General features: G+C 36.2%; 17 protein-coding genes. All 17 read left to right on the forward strand.

Features of this window, described 5'->3' with window-relative positions; all coding sequences use genetic code 11:
* Positions 1 to 108 precede the first annotated feature (108 nt).
* The 17 genes from ahaH (at position 109) to MHHB_RS01410 (ending at position 17,134) form a co-directional block, all read left to right on the forward strand.
* The gene (ahaH, locus tag MHHB_RS01330) at positions 109 to 426 is read left to right on the forward strand and encodes an ATP synthase archaeal subunit H (protein WP_131006817.1); all 318 of its coding nucleotides are present in this window, start codon (positions 109 to 111) and stop codon (positions 424 to 426) included.
* Between the two features lie 19 nt (positions 427 to 445).
* Positions 446 to 2,509 carry a V-type ATP synthase subunit I gene (locus MHHB_RS01335; protein ID WP_192893788.1) on the forward strand — a complete coding sequence of 688 codons (2,064 nt, stop codon included), beginning with the start codon at positions 446 to 448 and terminating at the stop codon, positions 2,507 to 2,509.
* 20 nt (positions 2,510 to 2,529) lie between these two features.
* Positions 2,530 to 3,201 carry a V-type ATP synthase subunit K gene (locus tag MHHB_RS01340; protein ID WP_131006819.1) on the forward strand — a complete coding sequence of 224 codons (672 nt, stop codon included), beginning with the start codon at positions 2,530 to 2,532 and terminating at the stop codon, positions 3,199 to 3,201.
* A gap of 56 nt (positions 3,202 to 3,257) precedes the next feature.
* Entirely contained in the window at positions 3,258 to 3,869 is a 612-nt protein-coding gene (locus MHHB_RS01345; protein WP_131006820.1) for a V-type ATP synthase subunit E family protein, read from the forward strand.
* Between the two features lie 30 nt (positions 3,870 to 3,899).
* A complete protein-coding gene (locus tag MHHB_RS01350; protein ID WP_131006821.1) occupies positions 3,900 to 5,054 on the forward strand; it encodes a V-type ATP synthase subunit C in 1,155 nt (384 codons plus the stop codon).
* Between the two features lie 12 nt (positions 5,055 to 5,066).
* Positions 5,067 to 5,366 carry a V-type ATP synthase subunit F gene (locus MHHB_RS01355; RefSeq protein ID WP_131006822.1) on the forward strand — a complete coding sequence of 100 codons (300 nt, stop codon included), beginning with the start codon at positions 5,067 to 5,069 and terminating at the stop codon, positions 5,364 to 5,366.
* 15 nt (positions 5,367 to 5,381) lie between these two features.
* Positions 5,382 to 7,151 (forward strand): ATP synthase subunit A, encoded by a 1,770-nt coding sequence (locus tag MHHB_RS01360; protein WP_131006823.1) that lies wholly within the window; start codon positions 5,382 to 5,384, stop codon positions 7,149 to 7,151.
* 87 nt (positions 7,152 to 7,238) lie between these two features.
* Positions 7,239 to 8,627, forward strand: coding sequence for an ATP synthase subunit B (locus tag MHHB_RS01365; RefSeq protein WP_131006824.1), 1,389 nt, complete (start codon positions 7,239 to 7,241; stop codon positions 8,625 to 8,627).
* Between the two features lie 62 nt (positions 8,628 to 8,689).
* Positions 8,690 to 9,328 carry a V-type ATP synthase subunit D gene (locus tag MHHB_RS01370; RefSeq protein ID WP_131006825.1) on the forward strand — a complete coding sequence of 213 codons (639 nt, stop codon included), beginning with the start codon at positions 8,690 to 8,692 and terminating at the stop codon, positions 9,326 to 9,328.
* Position 9,329: 1 nt separating this feature from the next.
* Positions 9,330 to 9,698, forward strand: a complete 369-nt coding sequence (locus MHHB_RS01375) for a DUF22 domain-containing protein (RefSeq protein WP_131006826.1) — start codon at positions 9,330 to 9,332, stop codon at positions 9,696 to 9,698.
* Positions 9,699 to 9,902: 204 nt separating this feature from the next.
* A complete protein-coding gene (locus MHHB_RS01380; RefSeq protein ID WP_131006827.1) occupies positions 9,903 to 10,808 on the forward strand; it encodes a homoserine kinase in 906 nt (301 codons plus the stop codon).
* Between the two features lie 243 nt (positions 10,809 to 11,051).
* The gene (gene hmdB, locus MHHB_RS01385; protein ID WP_131006828.1) at positions 11,052 to 12,125 is read left to right on the forward strand and encodes a 5,10-methenyltetrahydromethanopterin hydrogenase cofactor biosynthesis protein HmdB; all 1,074 of its coding nucleotides are present in this window, start codon (positions 11,052 to 11,054) and stop codon (positions 12,123 to 12,125) included.
* Positions 12,091 to 12,636 carry a hypothetical protein gene (locus MHHB_RS01390; RefSeq protein WP_326830412.1) on the forward strand — a complete coding sequence of 182 codons (546 nt, stop codon included), beginning with the start codon at positions 12,091 to 12,093 and terminating at the stop codon, positions 12,634 to 12,636. Before hmdB ends, MHHB_RS01390 begins: the two co-directional genes overlap by 35 nt.
* A 311-nt stretch (positions 12,637 to 12,947) precedes the next feature.
* Positions 12,948 to 14,084: a pyridoxal phosphate-dependent aminotransferase gene (locus tag MHHB_RS01395; RefSeq protein WP_131006829.1), complete on the forward strand. Its 1,137-nt coding sequence runs from the start codon at positions 12,948 to 12,950 to the stop codon at positions 14,082 to 14,084.
* Positions 14,085 to 14,525 carry an RNA-binding domain-containing protein gene (locus MHHB_RS01400; protein ID WP_131006830.1) on the forward strand — a complete coding sequence of 147 codons (441 nt, stop codon included), beginning with the start codon at positions 14,085 to 14,087 and terminating at the stop codon, positions 14,523 to 14,525.
* A 71-nt stretch (positions 14,526 to 14,596) separates the two neighbouring features.
* Positions 14,597 to 15,052 carry a universal stress protein gene (locus tag MHHB_RS01405; protein ID WP_131006831.1) on the forward strand — a complete coding sequence of 152 codons (456 nt, stop codon included), beginning with the start codon at positions 14,597 to 14,599 and terminating at the stop codon, positions 15,050 to 15,052.
* Positions 15,053 to 15,292: 240 nt separating this feature from the next.
* Positions 15,293 to 17,134 (forward strand): methyl-accepting chemotaxis protein, encoded by a 1,842-nt coding sequence (locus MHHB_RS01410; RefSeq protein WP_131006832.1) that lies wholly within the window; start codon positions 15,293 to 15,295, stop codon positions 17,132 to 17,134.
* The last annotated feature ends 86 nt before the right edge of the window (positions 17,135 to 17,220 follow it).

Raw genomic sequence — 17,220 nt, forward strand, 5'->3', positions numbered from 1 at the left:
TAATATAAAAATTATAAAAAATTATAAAAAAGAAAATTATATATATAAGATATAAAAGGTACTTTTTAAAAAGCTAATAAATTTTTATAAAGATAAGGAGGTAATTCTGTGACTGTGATAGAAGCTGTTAAAAAAATAAAACATGCGGAAAAGGAAGCCATTGAGATAATAGAGAATGCAAAAAAAGAGGCAGAAAGGATAAAGTTAGATGCCATAGAGAAAGGTAAAAAGATTATAGAAGAGGCTGAGGAAGAGGCCCACAAAAAAGTGGAAGAGTTAATCCAAAGGAGTGAAGAAATAGCTAAAAAAGAAGCAGAAAATATTATAGAAACTGGAGAGAGTGAAATATACAAAATGGAGTCCATTGCCAAGGTAAAAATACTCTCCTTGAAGTTAGAGGATGTGTTAGATATTTTCAAAGTTTAATATTAGAAAGGTGGTGTTAGTGAGACCTGCAAGGATGAGGAAACTGAGGGCGGTGATTTTAGATGAGAAGATAGATAATGTTGTAAGAGAACTTCATGAAGAGGGGTTAATAGAACTCTGTGATTTAACTCCGAAGTTGGAAGATCCAGAATGGGCTGATTTACTATCCCCTTCAACACCTGCACCTTATATAAGGGATGTTTCAGCGTTGTTAATTAAAACTAACAGGTTTTTAGATCTCTTTGACAGTATTAAATCTGAAGATAAAAAGGGATTGAAGGAGTTATTGAATCCAACCCTACCACCAAAAAAGAAGATTCCATTCTCTTCGGCAGATGAGATAGTATCTTATGGTAAGTCTCTGTTAGAAAATGTAGAGGCAGATGTAAAAGAGTTGGCAGATAGGCTAAACGAGTTGGAAGGTAGAATTAACTACCTACAACAGTTAAGGAAGTATATAGAGCATCTGATAGATCTCGATATAGATCTGGAGTATGTCAGGAGTGGTCCTTATACTTATATAGTTGTAGGTTTAGTACCTGAAGATAAGATATCCCAATTAAAGAATAGAATATTCTCCATTACAAACAACTTCTCTGAAATTATAGAGGGTAAGCCTGTTATCACCAGTGAAAATGAGAAAAAGGTTGTTGTTATACTCGCCACATTGAAGGAGTATAGAGACAGTGTAAGTGGAGAGTTGAGGAGAAGTGGATTTGAAAGGATAGATGTATCTAACTTAAAAGGTACTCCAAAAGAAAACTTGGAAAAGATTGATAAGGAAATAAGAGAGTGTAAGAAAGAAAAAGAGGACATTTTGAATAGATTAAGAGAGATGGCTAATAAATGGTACAGGGAACTCTTAGTATTACATGAACTATTGGAGATCGAGAAGGAGAGGGCAGAGTCCTATACCTATTACGGCAGAACTGAGAGAACCTACATGTTGGAAGGATGGGTACCTGAGAAGTACGTAGATAGGGTTAAGGCTACCATAGAGAGGGCTTCCCAAGGTTATGGAGTTGTGGAGATAGTGGAACCTGATGAACCTGAAGAAAAGATACCTGTAATGCTTGACAATCCAAAACCTGTAAAACCCTTTGAGATGCTTACTGAGATGTTTGCACCTCCAAAGTACAACGAAGTAGATCCTACTATGCTAATAGTCCCTGGATTTTTAATGTTCTACGGTATTATGCTCACTGATGCTGTATATGGATTGTTACTAACAATACTTGGATTATTTATCTGGAAAAAACTTGGTAAAGTAAGTAAAGGGGCCTATAATATAGGTTATATACTAACTTTGGCTGGTATAGCAACAGTTATTGCTGGTATTATAACTGGGGGATATCTGGGAGACTTCCTGAAACAGTTCTTAGGATTTGACATATACAAAACTCCACTTGCACTAGTGAACCCTCTTGGTGATAGTTTCTATATTGGAGAGTCTAATCCACTCTTCAATCTTGGAAGTGTATCTGTAAATAACGGCCCAATTGCGATACTCTTATTTTCTATAGTTGTGGGGATAATACACCTCTTTATAGGATTAGTAATAGGGTTTAAGGAGAATCTTAAGAAAAAAGGATTTAAGGAGGCCTTTTTAAATCAGGGAATTTGGCTCTTTCTGATAATAACCTTGGCTGTAGGTATTATTACCAATACACCATACCTAATAGGTGGTGCTGTAGTGGTTGTAATACTCCTGTGTATGATCAAAGGGTATATGAGTGGGGGAATACTGGATGCAGCTTTAGGAGCTATGGATATTACAGGATTCTTAGGTAATGTACTCTCCTATGCCAGGCTTTTAGCTCTCTGTCTGGCTACTGGGGGTCTTGCAATGGCAGTAAATATAATGGCTAAGTTGCTTGGAGAAAGTATCCCAGTAGTCGGGATACTTCTGGCAGTGATAATGCTGCTAATTGGACATACCTTTAACTTTGTAATGAACGGCCTTGGGGCCTTTATACACTCTCTGAGGTTACATTACGTAGAGTTCTTTGGACAGTTCTACGAAGGTGGTGGTAAGAAATTCTGTCCTTTCAAGGCTAAAAGGGAGTATACTACAGTTAATTAAAAAATAAAAAGGTGATAATAATGGTATTTGAGAATCCACTACTACTTGGAGCCATAGGTGCAGGATTGGCAGTTGGTATTGCAGGATTAGGTTCAGGTATTGGAGCAGGTATTGCTGGAGCAAGTGGTGCAGGAGTAATTGCAGAAGATCCTTCGAAGTTTGGTACAGCCATAGTATTTCAGGCATTGCCTCAGACACAGGGATTATATGGGTTCCTCGTCGCTATCCTTATACTCTTTGTATTTAAAAGTGCTCCAGAATGGGCTATGGTAGGTGCAGGAATAGCTACAGGTTTAGCAGGTCTATCGGCAATTGGACAGGGCATAGCCTCTTCGGCAGGGTTAGGTGCAGTGGCAGAAGACGACAAGATATTTGGTAAGGCGATGGTCTTCTCAGTACTTCCTGAAACTCAGGCAATCTACGGTTTGTTAGTAGCTATTCTCCTGTTAGTAGGAGTCTTTGGAAACAGTCCTGGAGCAACTACAATAGCAGCTTTAGGTGCAGGTTTGGCAGTAGGGTTTGCAGGTCTCTCAGGTATTGGACAGGGTATTACAGCTGCAGGTGCTATCGGGGCAACTGCTAGGGATCCAGATGCAATGGGTAAAGGCCTTGTTTTAGCAGTTATGCCAGAAACCTTCGCTATCTTTGGTCTATTGATAGCAATACTAATAATGCTTGGAATGATGTTTTAAAATTAATTTTTTTATTACATTATCCAATAATTTTATTTTTTTAATTAGGTGAGATGATGGGTGTAGATGAAATAGTATCTAAGATACTGGAGGATGCCAATAAGGAAGCTGAGAAGATAAAAGAGGATGCCCAAGTAGAGGCCAGTAAAATATTAGATGATGCCAGAAAGGAAGCAGAAAAGAGAAAAAATGAAATACTTAAGAAGGGAGAGAAAGAGGCTGAAATGGTAAAAAACAGGATTATTGCAGAGGCTAAGTTAAAAGTTAGGAAAAAAATGCTGATAAAAAGAGAAGAGTTAATTGAGAAAGCTATAAAAAAGTTAAGGGAAGATTTAATAAAATTACCAGAAAAGGAGGAATACAACACACTACTCCTTAAATTAATAATTGAAGGTATTGTTGCTATTGGAGAGGAAGAAGTTTTCATAGATCTCAATAAGAGGGATTACGAAATCATAAATAGCAAGATTATGTGGACTATAGAGAGTGAGATGGGGAAATTACTGAACAAATCAGTTATTGTTAGAAAAGGAAACATCGTTGATATAGTAGGAGGATGTATTGTAAAATCCAAAAATGGTTCTAAAATCTGTGATAATAGTTTAGAAGCAGTATTTGAAAGAAACTTAGAGAATATCAAGGAAAAAATTGCAGAGTTGCTGTTCTAAGGGTGGAAGTTAAAGATAAAAGGTGATTGAATGGGGATGGGGGACATTAATACATGGATACCTTTTGATATATTTGTTACACTGTTAATATTAACAGGAATATTGGTACTTTTAGTTATAATAGTTTATTTAATAAAGTATCTCATAGATAACGCTCCATATGCATACGTCAATGCTAGAATTAAAAGTATGGAGGCAAGACTCCTAGATGATTACAAATTGAATGAACTTATAGAGGCTGGAAGTTTAGTAGAAGTTGTAGGTTTCCTGGAAGATACTGACTACGGTAGATATATCTCAGCGACTTCTAAGGATGTATACTCCATAGAGAAGGGTTTAGATATGCATCTGGCCCATGTCTACAAAACACTGGCAGAGATATCACCAGATAGATCTAAAAAAATATTAAAGTTGTTTGAAAAGAAGTACGACGTTAAGAATATTAAAACTATCCTAAGAGCAAAGTATGTTGGATTAGATAGTGAGAGTACATTTAAAATGTTGATACCCTTAGGTACAATACCTGAAAATAAATTAAGGGAACTCTGTGAGGCTAAAACTGTTGAAGAGGTCGTAAATGGATTAGAAGGTACTGAATATTCTAAGGTACTCTCTGAAAAACTTTCAATCTACGAAGAAAGTGGTAATCTAATATCATTGGAGTTGGCCCTGGATAAGTATATCCTAGAGGGGCTTTGGAAGGTTGTAGGTATCGAAGGCTTTAACGAAGACATCTTCAAAGAGTTCATTGGAAGGATGATAGATGTTGAAAACCTAAAGGTAATCTTGAGATGTAAAGGAGAAGGTGTATCTTCTGACGTTATTTTAAATTATCTCTTAAGTGTGGGATATGAATTGCCCCCATGGAAGTTGAAAGAGTTAGCAGAGGCAGAATCCATGGAGAATATAGTAAGTTCATTGGAAGGCACTGAGTACAGTAATATAATCTCAGGGTGTTTAGAGGAATACGAAAAGACAAAGAGTATCTATGTATTTGAGAGAGCCTTAGATAACTACCTAGTAGAGTTAGGTAGAAGATTATCTCTAAGACAGCCCTTTGGAGTTGGACCAATAATAGGTTTTATCACTTCAAAGGAGATGGAGATAAAAAAGTTGAAGATAATTATAAAGGGAAAGATAGAAGGATTATCAGCAAGGGATATAAGGGAGTTGATTACAACGTAATAGGATGATAGTATGAAAATTGGAGTAGTGGGAGATCTCCACATGGCTGTAGGTTTCAGATTGGCAGGTCTTACTGAAGTTTATGAAGTTGAAAATCCTGAAGAAGCTTTAAAAATCATTGAAGATCTAGATAGAAGAGAAGATATAGGTTTAATAATAATCTCTGAAAAACTTGGAGATACTCTAAGGGATAAACTATCTAAGATAGATACTTACATTGTAGAGATACCTGATAAGGATGGACCTATTGTTAGAGAGCATGATCCTATAAAGGATCTTGTAAGAAAAGCTGTAGGTATAGAACTTAAATAAATAAGAGGTGGGTATATGGTAGTAGGTAAGATAGTTAAAATAGCAGGACCTGTTGTAGTAGCAGATGGAATGAAAGGATCTCAGATGTATGAAGTAGTGAAGGTAGGTGAAGAGAAGTTAACGGGAGAGATCATCCAGCTGAAAGAAGACAGGGCTGTTATCCAGGTATATGAAGAGACTACAGGTATAAAACCTGGTGAGCCAGTAGAGGGTACTGGAGCACCTCTCTCTGTAGAATTAGGACCAGGTATGTTAAAATCAATATACGACGGTATTCAGAGACCATTAACTGCAATAGAAACTAAAACTGGAAGTATATTTATACCAAGGGGGGTTTCTGTACCTTCCCTACCAAGGGACATAAAGTGGGATTTTGTACCTACTGTAAATGAAGGGGACTACGTAGAAGGTGGAGATGTAATAGGTACAGTTGAAGAGACGAAATCTATAGTGCATAAGATACTACTTCCAGTAGGTATAAAGGGGAAGATAAAGGAGATAAGATCTGGAAAATTCACCGTTGAGGATACAGTTGCAATAGTGGAAACTACGGATGGAGATGAAAAAGAGATCAAGATGGTACAGAAGTGGCCTGTAAGGAAACCAAGACCTTATAAGGAGAAATTGCCACCTGTTATACCACTGATAACTGGACAGAGAGTTGAGGATACCTTTTTCGGTCTTGCAAAGGGAGGAACTGCAGCGATTCCAGGGCCCTTTGGAAGTGGTAAAACGGTAACACAGCATCAACTTGCTAAGTGGTCAGATGTAGATGTAGTGGTATATATAGGATGTGGGGAGAGAGGAAATGAGATGACAGAGGTTATTGAAGAGTTTCCTCACCTGGAAGATAAAAGAACAGGAAACAAGTTAATGGATAGAACTATACTGATAGCAAACACCTCAAACATGCCAGTAGCAGCTAGGGAGGCATCAATATATACAGGTATCACCATAGCGGAGTACTTCAGGGATATGGGTTATGGAGTACTACTAACTGCGGATTCAACATCTAGATGGGCAGAGGCCATGAGGGAGATATCTGGAAGATTGGAGGAGATGCCAGGAGAGGAAGGATATCCTGCCTACCTTGCTTCTAGACTTGCTCAATTCTACGAGAGAGCAGGAAGGGTAAAATGTCTAGGTAGTGAAGATAAGGAAGGATTCGTATGTATTGTAGGAGCTGTTTCTCCACCAGGAGGAGACTTCTCAGAACCTGTTACATCTAACACTCTAAGAATAGTTAAGGTATTCTGGGCACTTGATGCAAACCTTGCAAGGAGAAGACACTTCCCAGCAATCAACTGGTTACAGAGTTACTCCCTGTATATAGATCATATATCCCAGTGGTGGAGTGAAAATACAGGTCCGGACTGGAGGGAGTTAAGAGACGAGGCTATGAGATTACTCCAGAAGGAGGCAGAACTCCAGGAAATAGTACAACTTGTAGGACCTGATGCCCTCCCAGATAGGGAGAGAGTGATCTTAGAAGTTGCAAGGATGCTAAGAGAGGACTTCCTACAGCAGGATGCATTTGACGAGGTAGATACCTACTGTTCCCCAATGAAACAGTATACCATGTTGAAGATAATAATGACATTCTATAGAAAGGCTTTAGAAACTGTTGAGAAAGGTGTAGATCCAGGAAAGATAATAAAGGTATCTGTTAAGAGTGATATTGCAAAGATGAAATATTCACCTGAAGATAAATTCCTCAACGAAGTTGCTCCAGCAATTATGGAGAAAATCGAGAAGGAGTTAGAGTCTCTTGTAGAAGATCTATAAATTAATCTTTAATTTTTATAATTAATTTTTAATAATTATTATCATTATCAATATAATCATCATTAACAATTAAAGGGGAGGGTTAAAATGGAAGCTTTAGAAAAATATGTAGAATATACATCAGTATCAAGTATTGCGGGACCATTATTGATAGTAGAAGGTGTTAAAGGTGTTGCATACGGGGAAATTGTCGAAATAATAACACCAACTGGAGAGAAAAGAACAGGACAGGTTTTAGAAGCAAGAGAAGATATTGCTGTTGTACAGGTATTCGAAGGTACAACTGGGTTGAGTACCGATGAGACAAAGGTAAGATTCACGGGAGAGACTGCAAAAATTGGAGTCTCCCTGGAGATGTTAGGTAGGATATTCAACGGGGCAGGAAAACCTATAGATGGAGGTCCTGAAATAATACCTGAGAAGAAAATGGATATCAACGGTTACCCTCTAAATCCTGTATCTAGAAAAAGTCCTAACGACTTCATTCAGACAGGTATATCTACAATAGACGGTACAAATACCTTAGTTAGGGGGCAGAAACTACCTATATTCTCAGGTTCTGGTCTCCCACATAACCAGTTGGCAGTGCAGATTGCAAGGCAGGCAAAGGTTAGGGGAGAAGGGGAACAGTTTGCAGTAGTATTCGCAGCCATGGGAATTACCTCGGAAGAGGCAAACTTCTTTATAGAGGAGTTCAAAAAAACAGGGGCTCTTGAGAAGGCTGTAGTATTTATAAACCTTGCAGATGATCCTGCAATTGAGAGAATTTTAACTCCAAGGATTGCATTAACCACTGCAGAGTACTTGGCGTATGAGAAGGATATGCACGTTTTAGTTATATTGACAGATATTACCAACTACTGTGAGGCTCTAAGGGAAATAGCTGCAGCGAGGAACGAAGTACCTGGTAGAAGGGGTTATCCAGGGTATATGTATACAGACCTAGCTACTCTATATGAGAGAGCAGGTAGAGTAAAGGGTAAAAAGGGAACTATTACTCAGATACCAATACTTACCATGCCCCATGATGATATCACTCACCCAATACCAGACTTAACAGGCTATATTACAGAGGGACAGATAGTACTCTCAAGAGAACTACACAGAAAAGGTATCTATCCACCTATAGATATACTTCCATCACTTTCAAGACTTGCTTCAAAGGGACAGGGGGAAGGTAAGACGAGAGAAGATCACTCAAAGGTTATAAACCAAGTATATGCTGCTTATGCAGAGGGTAGGAGTTTAAGAGATCTTGTTGCGGTTGTTGGAGAGGAGGCACTTACTGACAGGGATAGAGCCTATCTAAGGTTCGCAGATGAATTTGAGAAAAGGTTTGTTAGCCAAGGTAAGGACGAAGATAGAAGTATAGAGGAAACCTTGGATATAGCCTGGGAGTTGCTGACTATACTACCAAGGGAGGAATTGAAGAGAATACCTGAAGAAATGATAGAGAAATATCTACCTAAAAAGTAACTATTTTAAACTTTTTTATTACTCCTAATTTTTATTATATAACCCTTTTTTAAGGTGTAAGTATGGCAGAGGTTAATCCTACAAGGATGGAGTTGCTAAAACTTAAGAATAAGATTAAACTTGCCCAGAAAGGGCATAAACTGTTGAAACAGAAAAGAGATGCACTTATAATGGAGTTTTTCGATATCATTGAACAGGCTTCAGGGATAAGGGAGAAGGTAAATAAGGTCCTAAGTGAAGCCTACAGAAATCTGATAATGGCAGAGGCAATAATGGGTACCTTGGCAGTTAAGGAAGTGTCTTTTGCATCAAAAAACCCCAATATTAAGTTAGATATAGACTCAAGAAATATAATGGGTGTTACTGTACCTGTTATGGAAGTGGAGAATGTAAGGAGGGACATATCTTCGAGAGGTTATGGACCTTACGGTGTATCTTCCAAGGTAGATGATGCTGCAAGGGCCTTTGAAGAGGCTTTAGAACTTATAGTAGAACTGGCAGAGATAGAAACTTCTATAAAACTACTTGCAGAGGAGATAATTACCACGAAGAGGAGGGTTAATGCCTTAGAGTATGTGATAATCCCTAAATTGGAGGAGATGAAAAAGTATATAGCTATGAGGTTAGACGAGATGGAGAGGGAGAACTTCTTCAGGCTGAAACTTATTAAAACACGAATAAGTGCCAGGGAGGAGAGTTAATATGTTTAAAGTTAGTGGTATTATCCACGATATTGAAGAGTCTATAAAAAAGAAGGAGGGAAAGATAGAATTAGAAATAAGTGGTAAAAGGATACTTATTATAGCAGATGAAGATCTGGATTTTAAAAGTGGAGAGGTAAAAACTGTAAAGATAGAACCTATAGATATACCGCCCTATGCTATTCCTATTATCGACGGTTATGAAAAGCATCCTATTGGGGTAACTGTATCTATAGGGGAAGAGATATCTTCACCTTTTAACTCGGAAAGGAAAGGTGAATATGGAGTATTTATTGCCTTTAAAGATGGACAGGTTAAAAAAGGGGATGTAATAGGGGGTGTATTTTTAATCTACCTCAATAAAGAGTAATATTTTATACTTTTCTTTTTCACCGTATTTATTCTTTAATTTTTTTAATATTAATTATTTTTTTATAATAATTATTTATTCAAAATCTTTGATAGTTGTTGTATTAAAAGATTTTTATTATCTAGAGTATCATTTTAATCACTGCTGATAGAAACTAAGATTTCTAATTATATTAATAATAATAATCATATTAAAGGTGAAGCTATGGAAAAAATAAAGGTAATCTCGCCTGCAACCTCTGCAAACTTAGGCCCAGGGTATGATATCTTTGGACTGGCACTTTCTGAACCCTACGATACAATAACTCTCTCAAGATCTGGTGGTGGTATAAGCATATCTGTGAAAGGAGAAGGGGCAAATAAAATACCTACAGATGTTGATAAAAACACTGCCGGTGTTGTTGTAAGGGAGATTATAAAGGATTTCAACATTAAAGAAGGGGTTAAGATAGAGATCGAGAAAGGAATTAGGCCTGGTAGTGGCTTGGGGAGTAGTGCAGCATCTTCTGCAGGGGCTGCCTTTGCCATGAACGAACTATTCAACTTAAACCTCTCTAAGTTAGAACTTGTTAAATATGCATCCTTAGGTGAATCTATTTCTGCAGGTTTTCCCCATGCCGACAACGTTGCACCTGCAATATACGGCGGTTTTACAATGGTGGTTAACTACAATCCCTTAGAAGTTCTACATATACCTGTAGATTTTGAAGTGGTAGTGGCCCTTCCAGATATAGAAGTATCTACAAAGAAGGCTAGGGAAATACTTCCAGATAGTATCTCTCTTAGATCTATGGTGAATAACGTAGGAAAAGCCTGTGGGATGATCTACAGTCTTTTTAAGAAAGATGTGGAACTCTTTGGGAGGTGCATGATGGGAGATAGCGTTGTTGAACCTTATAGATCCCAGTTGATCCCTGGATACTTAGAGGTAAAGGAGAAAATAAAGGATCTAGTGTATGGTATAACCATAAGTGGATCTGGGCCCGGAGTGATAATTATACCTAAAGAGGGTAAGATATCTAGGATAAAGGAAGTACTTGATGAGGTATGGGCCTGTCCTGTATATCATACTAAGGTGGGTACTGGAATTCAGATATTGGAAAGGAATTAAGGTATTTCCCAGAAAAATAGTATAAGGGAGTTATTATTTCCTTTTTTATTAAAGTAAAATACTTATTAAATCGTTCTTTGTAAGAGGTTTGTAGTTTTTATTATTAAATATATTTCAGTTATACTTATTAACCAATTAATTTAATACTGTGATTTCTCTTAATTGTTATCATTTATCAAAAAGTAATTTATAAAAAGTATTAAAATAATAATAAATTAATTATTTAGTATTAATGGTGATTTAATGGACTTCTCTAAAATAAAAAGGAATTTTCAAAGGCTAAAGGATGGGAAAATTACAGTTAAGGATGGTTTAATATCTAAGCAGGATGCTTTAGATCTCTTTAAAATTTCCAAGTTGGAAGACTACCTAAAACTCTTTTATTTAGCTTCCCAGGTAAGAGATTACTTTATAAAGGAGATCGAGATAACTTCCACTATACATGTAACGAATATATGTAAAATATCCCCAAAGTGTCTATACTGTGGTTTTGCAGCAGGTACCTCTAAGGCAGGTTATTATAAACCTTTTAGATTGTCAGATGAAGATATAAAGAGATGTGCTATTGCTATAGAGAGAAGTGGAATATGCCGGGTAAGTTGCTCTTCTGGACATGGATACGAAGGAAAGGAAGTTATTAGGGCACTGAAAATAGTTAAAGAAAATACTAACTTGAAAGTTTTAGTGAATGCTGGAGGAGATCTAACAGAGGAGAGTATTAGGAAGTTGAAAAAATATGGAATAGATACTATATGTTGTAATTTGGAGACTATTAACAGGAAACTCTTTGCAAACTTGAAACCTGGAGAGAGTTTAGATAGGAGAATAGAGATCTGTAAACTTGTTAAAAAGTACGATATAGAGTTATCTTCTGGTTTGTTGATAGGAATAGGTGAAAGTTATAAGGATAGAGTAGAGCATTTATTATTTTTAAAGGAGTTAGATGTAGATGAAATACCTATTATGGGTTTTAATCCCTATCTAGGTACTCCTATGGAGAACCATCCAAGATGCTCCGCCTTGGAACAGGGGAAGACTATTGCAATAACTAGATTGATGTTTCCCAACATCAGGATAACATCCCCAACTCCTACCATAGGACCTGAACTTATAAAGTTTGCACTCTTAGGTGGAGCAAGTAATATAGCAACTGTAATACCCGACAACTACCCCTTAGATGTGAAGGGCGTAGGCAATCCTAAAACTGGAAATCTCGAGGAAGTTATTAGGATGATAAGGGAGTTAGGGCTTAAACCGAAGTTAAGAGATAACCGTGGTTCCTATGAAGTTGAAGGTAGGAGTCACAAAGATGTATAAAGATGTTGCTGAAAATATAGGGATAAAGAATTATTCAGTGGTAGATCCATACAACACTAAATTGAAGGATAAATATTCCTTACTTATTATCTCCAAGGGATACAAGAATAGAGTTAAAAAGCTGAATCCCTTCCCTATCTTTGAGATCTCTTCTGCAACTTTTGACGATCTAATTGACAGTGTAATGGAATTAGGTAAGTTAAATATTGGTTCTCCTAGAAAGATAGAGAAGTATCTCTTAGATATAGAAGAGAAGAAGAGACATGTCAAATCCCTCAAGTTTAACAGAGATGTAGAAGTAAATCCTGTATCTGAGTTTGTAAAGAAAGTGGTATTAGATTTAGGTATTCCTATATCTGAGAATGGTATTCCTGTAGTGCCCGACTATATGGTAGATAGATTCAGAAAAAAAGATATACTAATCCTGAAAACACACAGGTATGATTTAAATACCCTTGAGAGGGTAGAGGATAGGTATTTGTCTCTTATAAATTTGTTGAACTCTTTATAGTCGATAGTTTTGATTGAGAGGATAAGTAGGTAATATAGAATATCAAAAAATAAAAATCTTATTCTTTCCAGGAATTAGTATTATCTTCAACTTTTGATATCTTTTAATATTTATTAGAATCTCTCACCTTATCTTAGTGTTTGTTATATTTTTATAGAATTAGAATTTATTATTTTTTTAATTTTTCTAATTATAATAAAATATTATTTTTATTTTTTAATCACTACTTTATATGGGAACTGAAATTATAAATACCATCTTTGTCACTTTTTAATTTTTATTCATCTAAAGTATAAAATTAGGTGATAACTTTGATCTCTAAGAGATGTCTAAACATGGCGTCTTCTGATATAAGAAAAATATTCGATACCTCTTCCAACAATACAATAAACTTAGGTATAGGAGAGCCAGATTTTACTACACCTAAACATATAATAGAAGCTGCAAAAAGAGCCCTTGACGAAGGAAAAACCCACTATACTCCTAACAACGGGATATACGAACTTAGGGAAGAAATAAGTAAGAAGTTGAAGATGGATTACAACTTAGATATACATCCAGAGAATATAATAATTACTTGTGGAGCTTCAGAAGGACTAATGTTGTCCCTTATGTCTGTGGTGGATAGGGGAGATGAGGTAATAATCACAGATCCAGCTTTCCTATCCTATAGAAATCTCATCCAGTTATGTGAAGGTAGGCCTGTGCCTGTAAAACTTGAGGAGGATTTTTCCTTAGATATTGAAAAGGTGAAGGAGAGTATAACAGACAGGACAAAATGTATCGTTATAAATACTCCTGGAAATCCTACTGGAAAGGTAATGAGTAAGGAAGAGATAAAGGGAATCTCCGATATTGCAGAGGACTACAACTTAATAGTTATATCGGATGAAGTATATGATAAGATCATCTACCATAAAAAACACCACTCTCCGATGGAATACACTGATAATTGTATAGTTGTCAATGGGTTTTCCAAAACCTACGCTATGACAGGATGGAGGATAGGTTACCTCTATGTAAGTGAGAATTTAAACAGTAGGCTTAATATTGTAGATCATATGATAAAGATACACCAGTACTCCTTTGCATGTGCAACATCCTTTGCCCAGTATGGAGCACTTGCTGCACTGAGAGGGGATCAAAGTTGTATATATGAAATGGTTAGGGAGTTCAGAAGAAGGAGGGACCTGGTAGTTAAAGGGTTGAAAGATGTATTTAAGTTGCATCCTCCTGAAGGTGCATTCTATATTTTTCCTAACACTGAAGAGTATGGAACTGGGGAAGAAGTTGTTAAAAGATTGATGGAGAATGGAATACTGGTAGTCCCTGGGGTGGCCTTTGGGAAAGGTGGTTTATATCACATTAGGCTCTCCTATGCCACTAAGTATGAGCTCCTTGAGAAGGCTGTAGAGATAATAAAAGAGACATTTCTAGGAGGGATGTAAATGATTATAAAAATTAGAACTAGAATTAAACCGACTGAAGATAGAGAAAAGGTTATTAAAGCTGTTAGAAACATGTTTAGAGATGCTGAGATCTTTATAGATGAGAATAACATACTAACTGCAGAGGCTAAAAGTTTGGAGATACTTAAAAAACTTATTAGAAGACAGGGTATATTGGATGCTGTGAGGATGGTTTTAGAAAAGGGTATTTCAGAGAACTCTACAAGGTTTGTATTAAATAAACAGGCGGCTTACTGTGGAGTTGCAAATTTTGACAGGGATGTCCATGGAGGTATCGAAGTAAAGGTTATTGCAGAGGAGGGTGAAAATATAATGACTATAGTTAAGGATATAGCACCGAGGACAAAGGATGGAAAAATAGTTGAGGAAGATGTCTTAGAAAGTGATGCCTCCAATAACCTTAGTCCCATGAGGGGATAAATTATAATAAAGATGAAAACTATAAATAATGTATTGTTGAATATTGAAGATTAAGATTTGTAGGAGATAAAATGTTATACAGAAAGATATTAATACCTACAGATAACTCCAAGGTTTCTATAGAAGCTGCAAGACATGGTTTAGAGATAGCAAAACTGATGAAATCCAAGGTATATGTCATATACGTAGTGGATATTATGCCCTTTGTAGGACTCCCCACAGAGGGGTTTTGGGAAACTATGAAGGAGATATTAGAGGAAGAAGGTAAAGAAGCATTTAAGAAGATAGAGAATATGGCAGAAGAGATAGGGGTTGATATTACTACGGAGATCTTAGAAGGTAGTCCTGTTAAGGAGATAGTGGAATATGCAGAGAAAAAAGGTATAGATCTTATAGTTATGGGAACATCTGGGAAAAGTGGAATAGATAAATTACTATTAGGTAGTGTAGCAGAAAAGGTCAGTAAAAAAGCCCATTGTCCTGTACTCCTTGTAAAGATGATAAAAGAAGAGAAGAAAGAATTATAAGATTAATTTTATTTTTCTTGCATGGTGGTATTGTACTTTTTTATATAAAAAACTACAAAATAATCTACACAAACAATTTATATACAATTAATATACTAATTTTTAAAGTGTTATTTTTTGTATCTTAACTTTTATCTTCATCCATATGTGATAGTGAAGATAATTACCACTTAGAATTTTTACATATTTATGATGAAATAAAGTACATCTGTACTTTAAAAATTAGAATAAAGGGATATTATGAAAATCAGTAATATAACATTATCTGTAAAGACTAGACTATTTGCTCCTTATTTGATACTACTTTTTCTTCTTATAATTACTACTATCTTATCTGTTGTATCCCATAATGATATATTGAAAGATGGAGATGTTATAAATATTGCAGGAAAACAAAGAATGTTAATTCAGAAAATGTCAAAAGATGCATTCATGGTTGGTATGGGATATGTGGAATATAAAGAAGATATGATAAAAAGTGCAGAAGAGTTTGATAAGAATCTACAGGATCTAATTAACGGTAACCCTGAAAGGGGAATTCCTCCTGCTCCAGATAATGTCAAACAACAGTTACTTAAAGTTAAAAAACTCTGGGATCCATTTTACGAGAAAATTAAAATAGTCTATACAAAGGATCCTAAAGATCCAGAGTTTAAGGAGGCATTAGAGTATATAAAAGATCATAATATGGAACTATTAAATGAGATGCATAAAGGCGTTGTAATGTATACTGAAAAATATGAAGAAAAAATTAATAACTTAATTACAGAATCTATAATAGTAACCATTATTGGTGTTTTGACAGTTGTTCTATCCATAATATTTATTAGAAGAAGTGTTATTAGACACTTGGAGGAGTTAGATAGAATCACCAACGAGATGGCTAATAAAAATTACAACATAGAATCTAAGGTAAAATTCTACAACGATGAACTAGGAACAATATATAAAAATATATTGAAAATAGTCAACAATCTAAAGGAAGATATGGTAAAAGAGATAGAAAAAGAGAAGAAGCTAAACCAACTGTTTGATACAATATCTAAGATCATGAACAGTTTAGCTAACGGAGACTTCACTGTTAGAATGAAAGAAGAAGGGGAATTCAAGTCTCTAGGAGAGATAATTAACAAAGCTGTGGAAAAGGTAGCACAACTCATCAAAGATCTAAGAAAACATATAGATAGACTAAATGAGGAAATAAATATACTCAGAGAAGAGATAGAGAAGACTAAGGAGATCTCAGATCAGGTAACAGATGCCGCATCCCAGGTAGCCACTGCAGCCACAGATCAATCCGCAAAACTCCAGGATATCACCCAAGAGTTAGAAGAAACTACGAAACTAATTGAAAACACAGCCCAGAGTGCAGAGGAAGGTGTAAAGGCTGCAGAAGAAGTAAGTAACTACTCAGAGGAAGGTGTAAAGAAGGTAGAGAACGCAATAACAACGATGCAAAACATCGCAAATGTAATAGACGAGTTAGGTAAAGCTATCCAGGAACTCGGTGAAGAGAGTAAGAAGATCAACGAGATTACAGTACTTATCAAGGACATAGCAGAGCAGACTGGACTCCTGGCCCTCAACGCCTCTATAGAGGCTGCCAGGGCTGGAGAGGCAGGGAGAGGTTTCGCAGTTGTTGCAAGTGAGATAAAATCCTTAGCAGAAGAGATAGGGAAGTCTGTGGACGACATTAAGAAAACTATCTCCGAGATACAGAGTAAGATCGAGAAAACTGTAGATCTAGGTTTAACTGGTAAGGATGAAGTAGATAAGGGAGTTATTGCAATAGACGAGGTAAATAATGCATTCCTCAAAATCAAGGATGGAGTTTATACAACATTGGAAAAGATAAACGCAATCAAAGAACATGCAGAAGAGTCCAGCAACAACATTCAGAGTGCTCTTAGACACGTCCAAGATATTGCCTCTATATCCGAGGAGTTTGCAGCCACTGCAGAGGAGTTGACTGCCAGTGCTGAGGAACAGAATGGAGTTGTGGAAGAGGTTAGTAAGGTCATTGATGAACTTGCCAAGATATCTGAAGAGGTCTCACATAGTGTAAGTAAATTTAGAGTATAATGCCGAGGGAAACTTCCTATAATTAATGTATTACTATAGGATGGTGAAATAGTGACTATTAGAACTACTAATAATGAAGAAGATAT

The organism is Methanofervidicoccus abyssi, from assembly GCF_004310395.1.
Taxonomy (GTDB): Archaea; AGJL01; Methanococci; order Methanococcales; family Methanococcaceae; genus Methanofervidicoccus; species Methanofervidicoccus abyssi.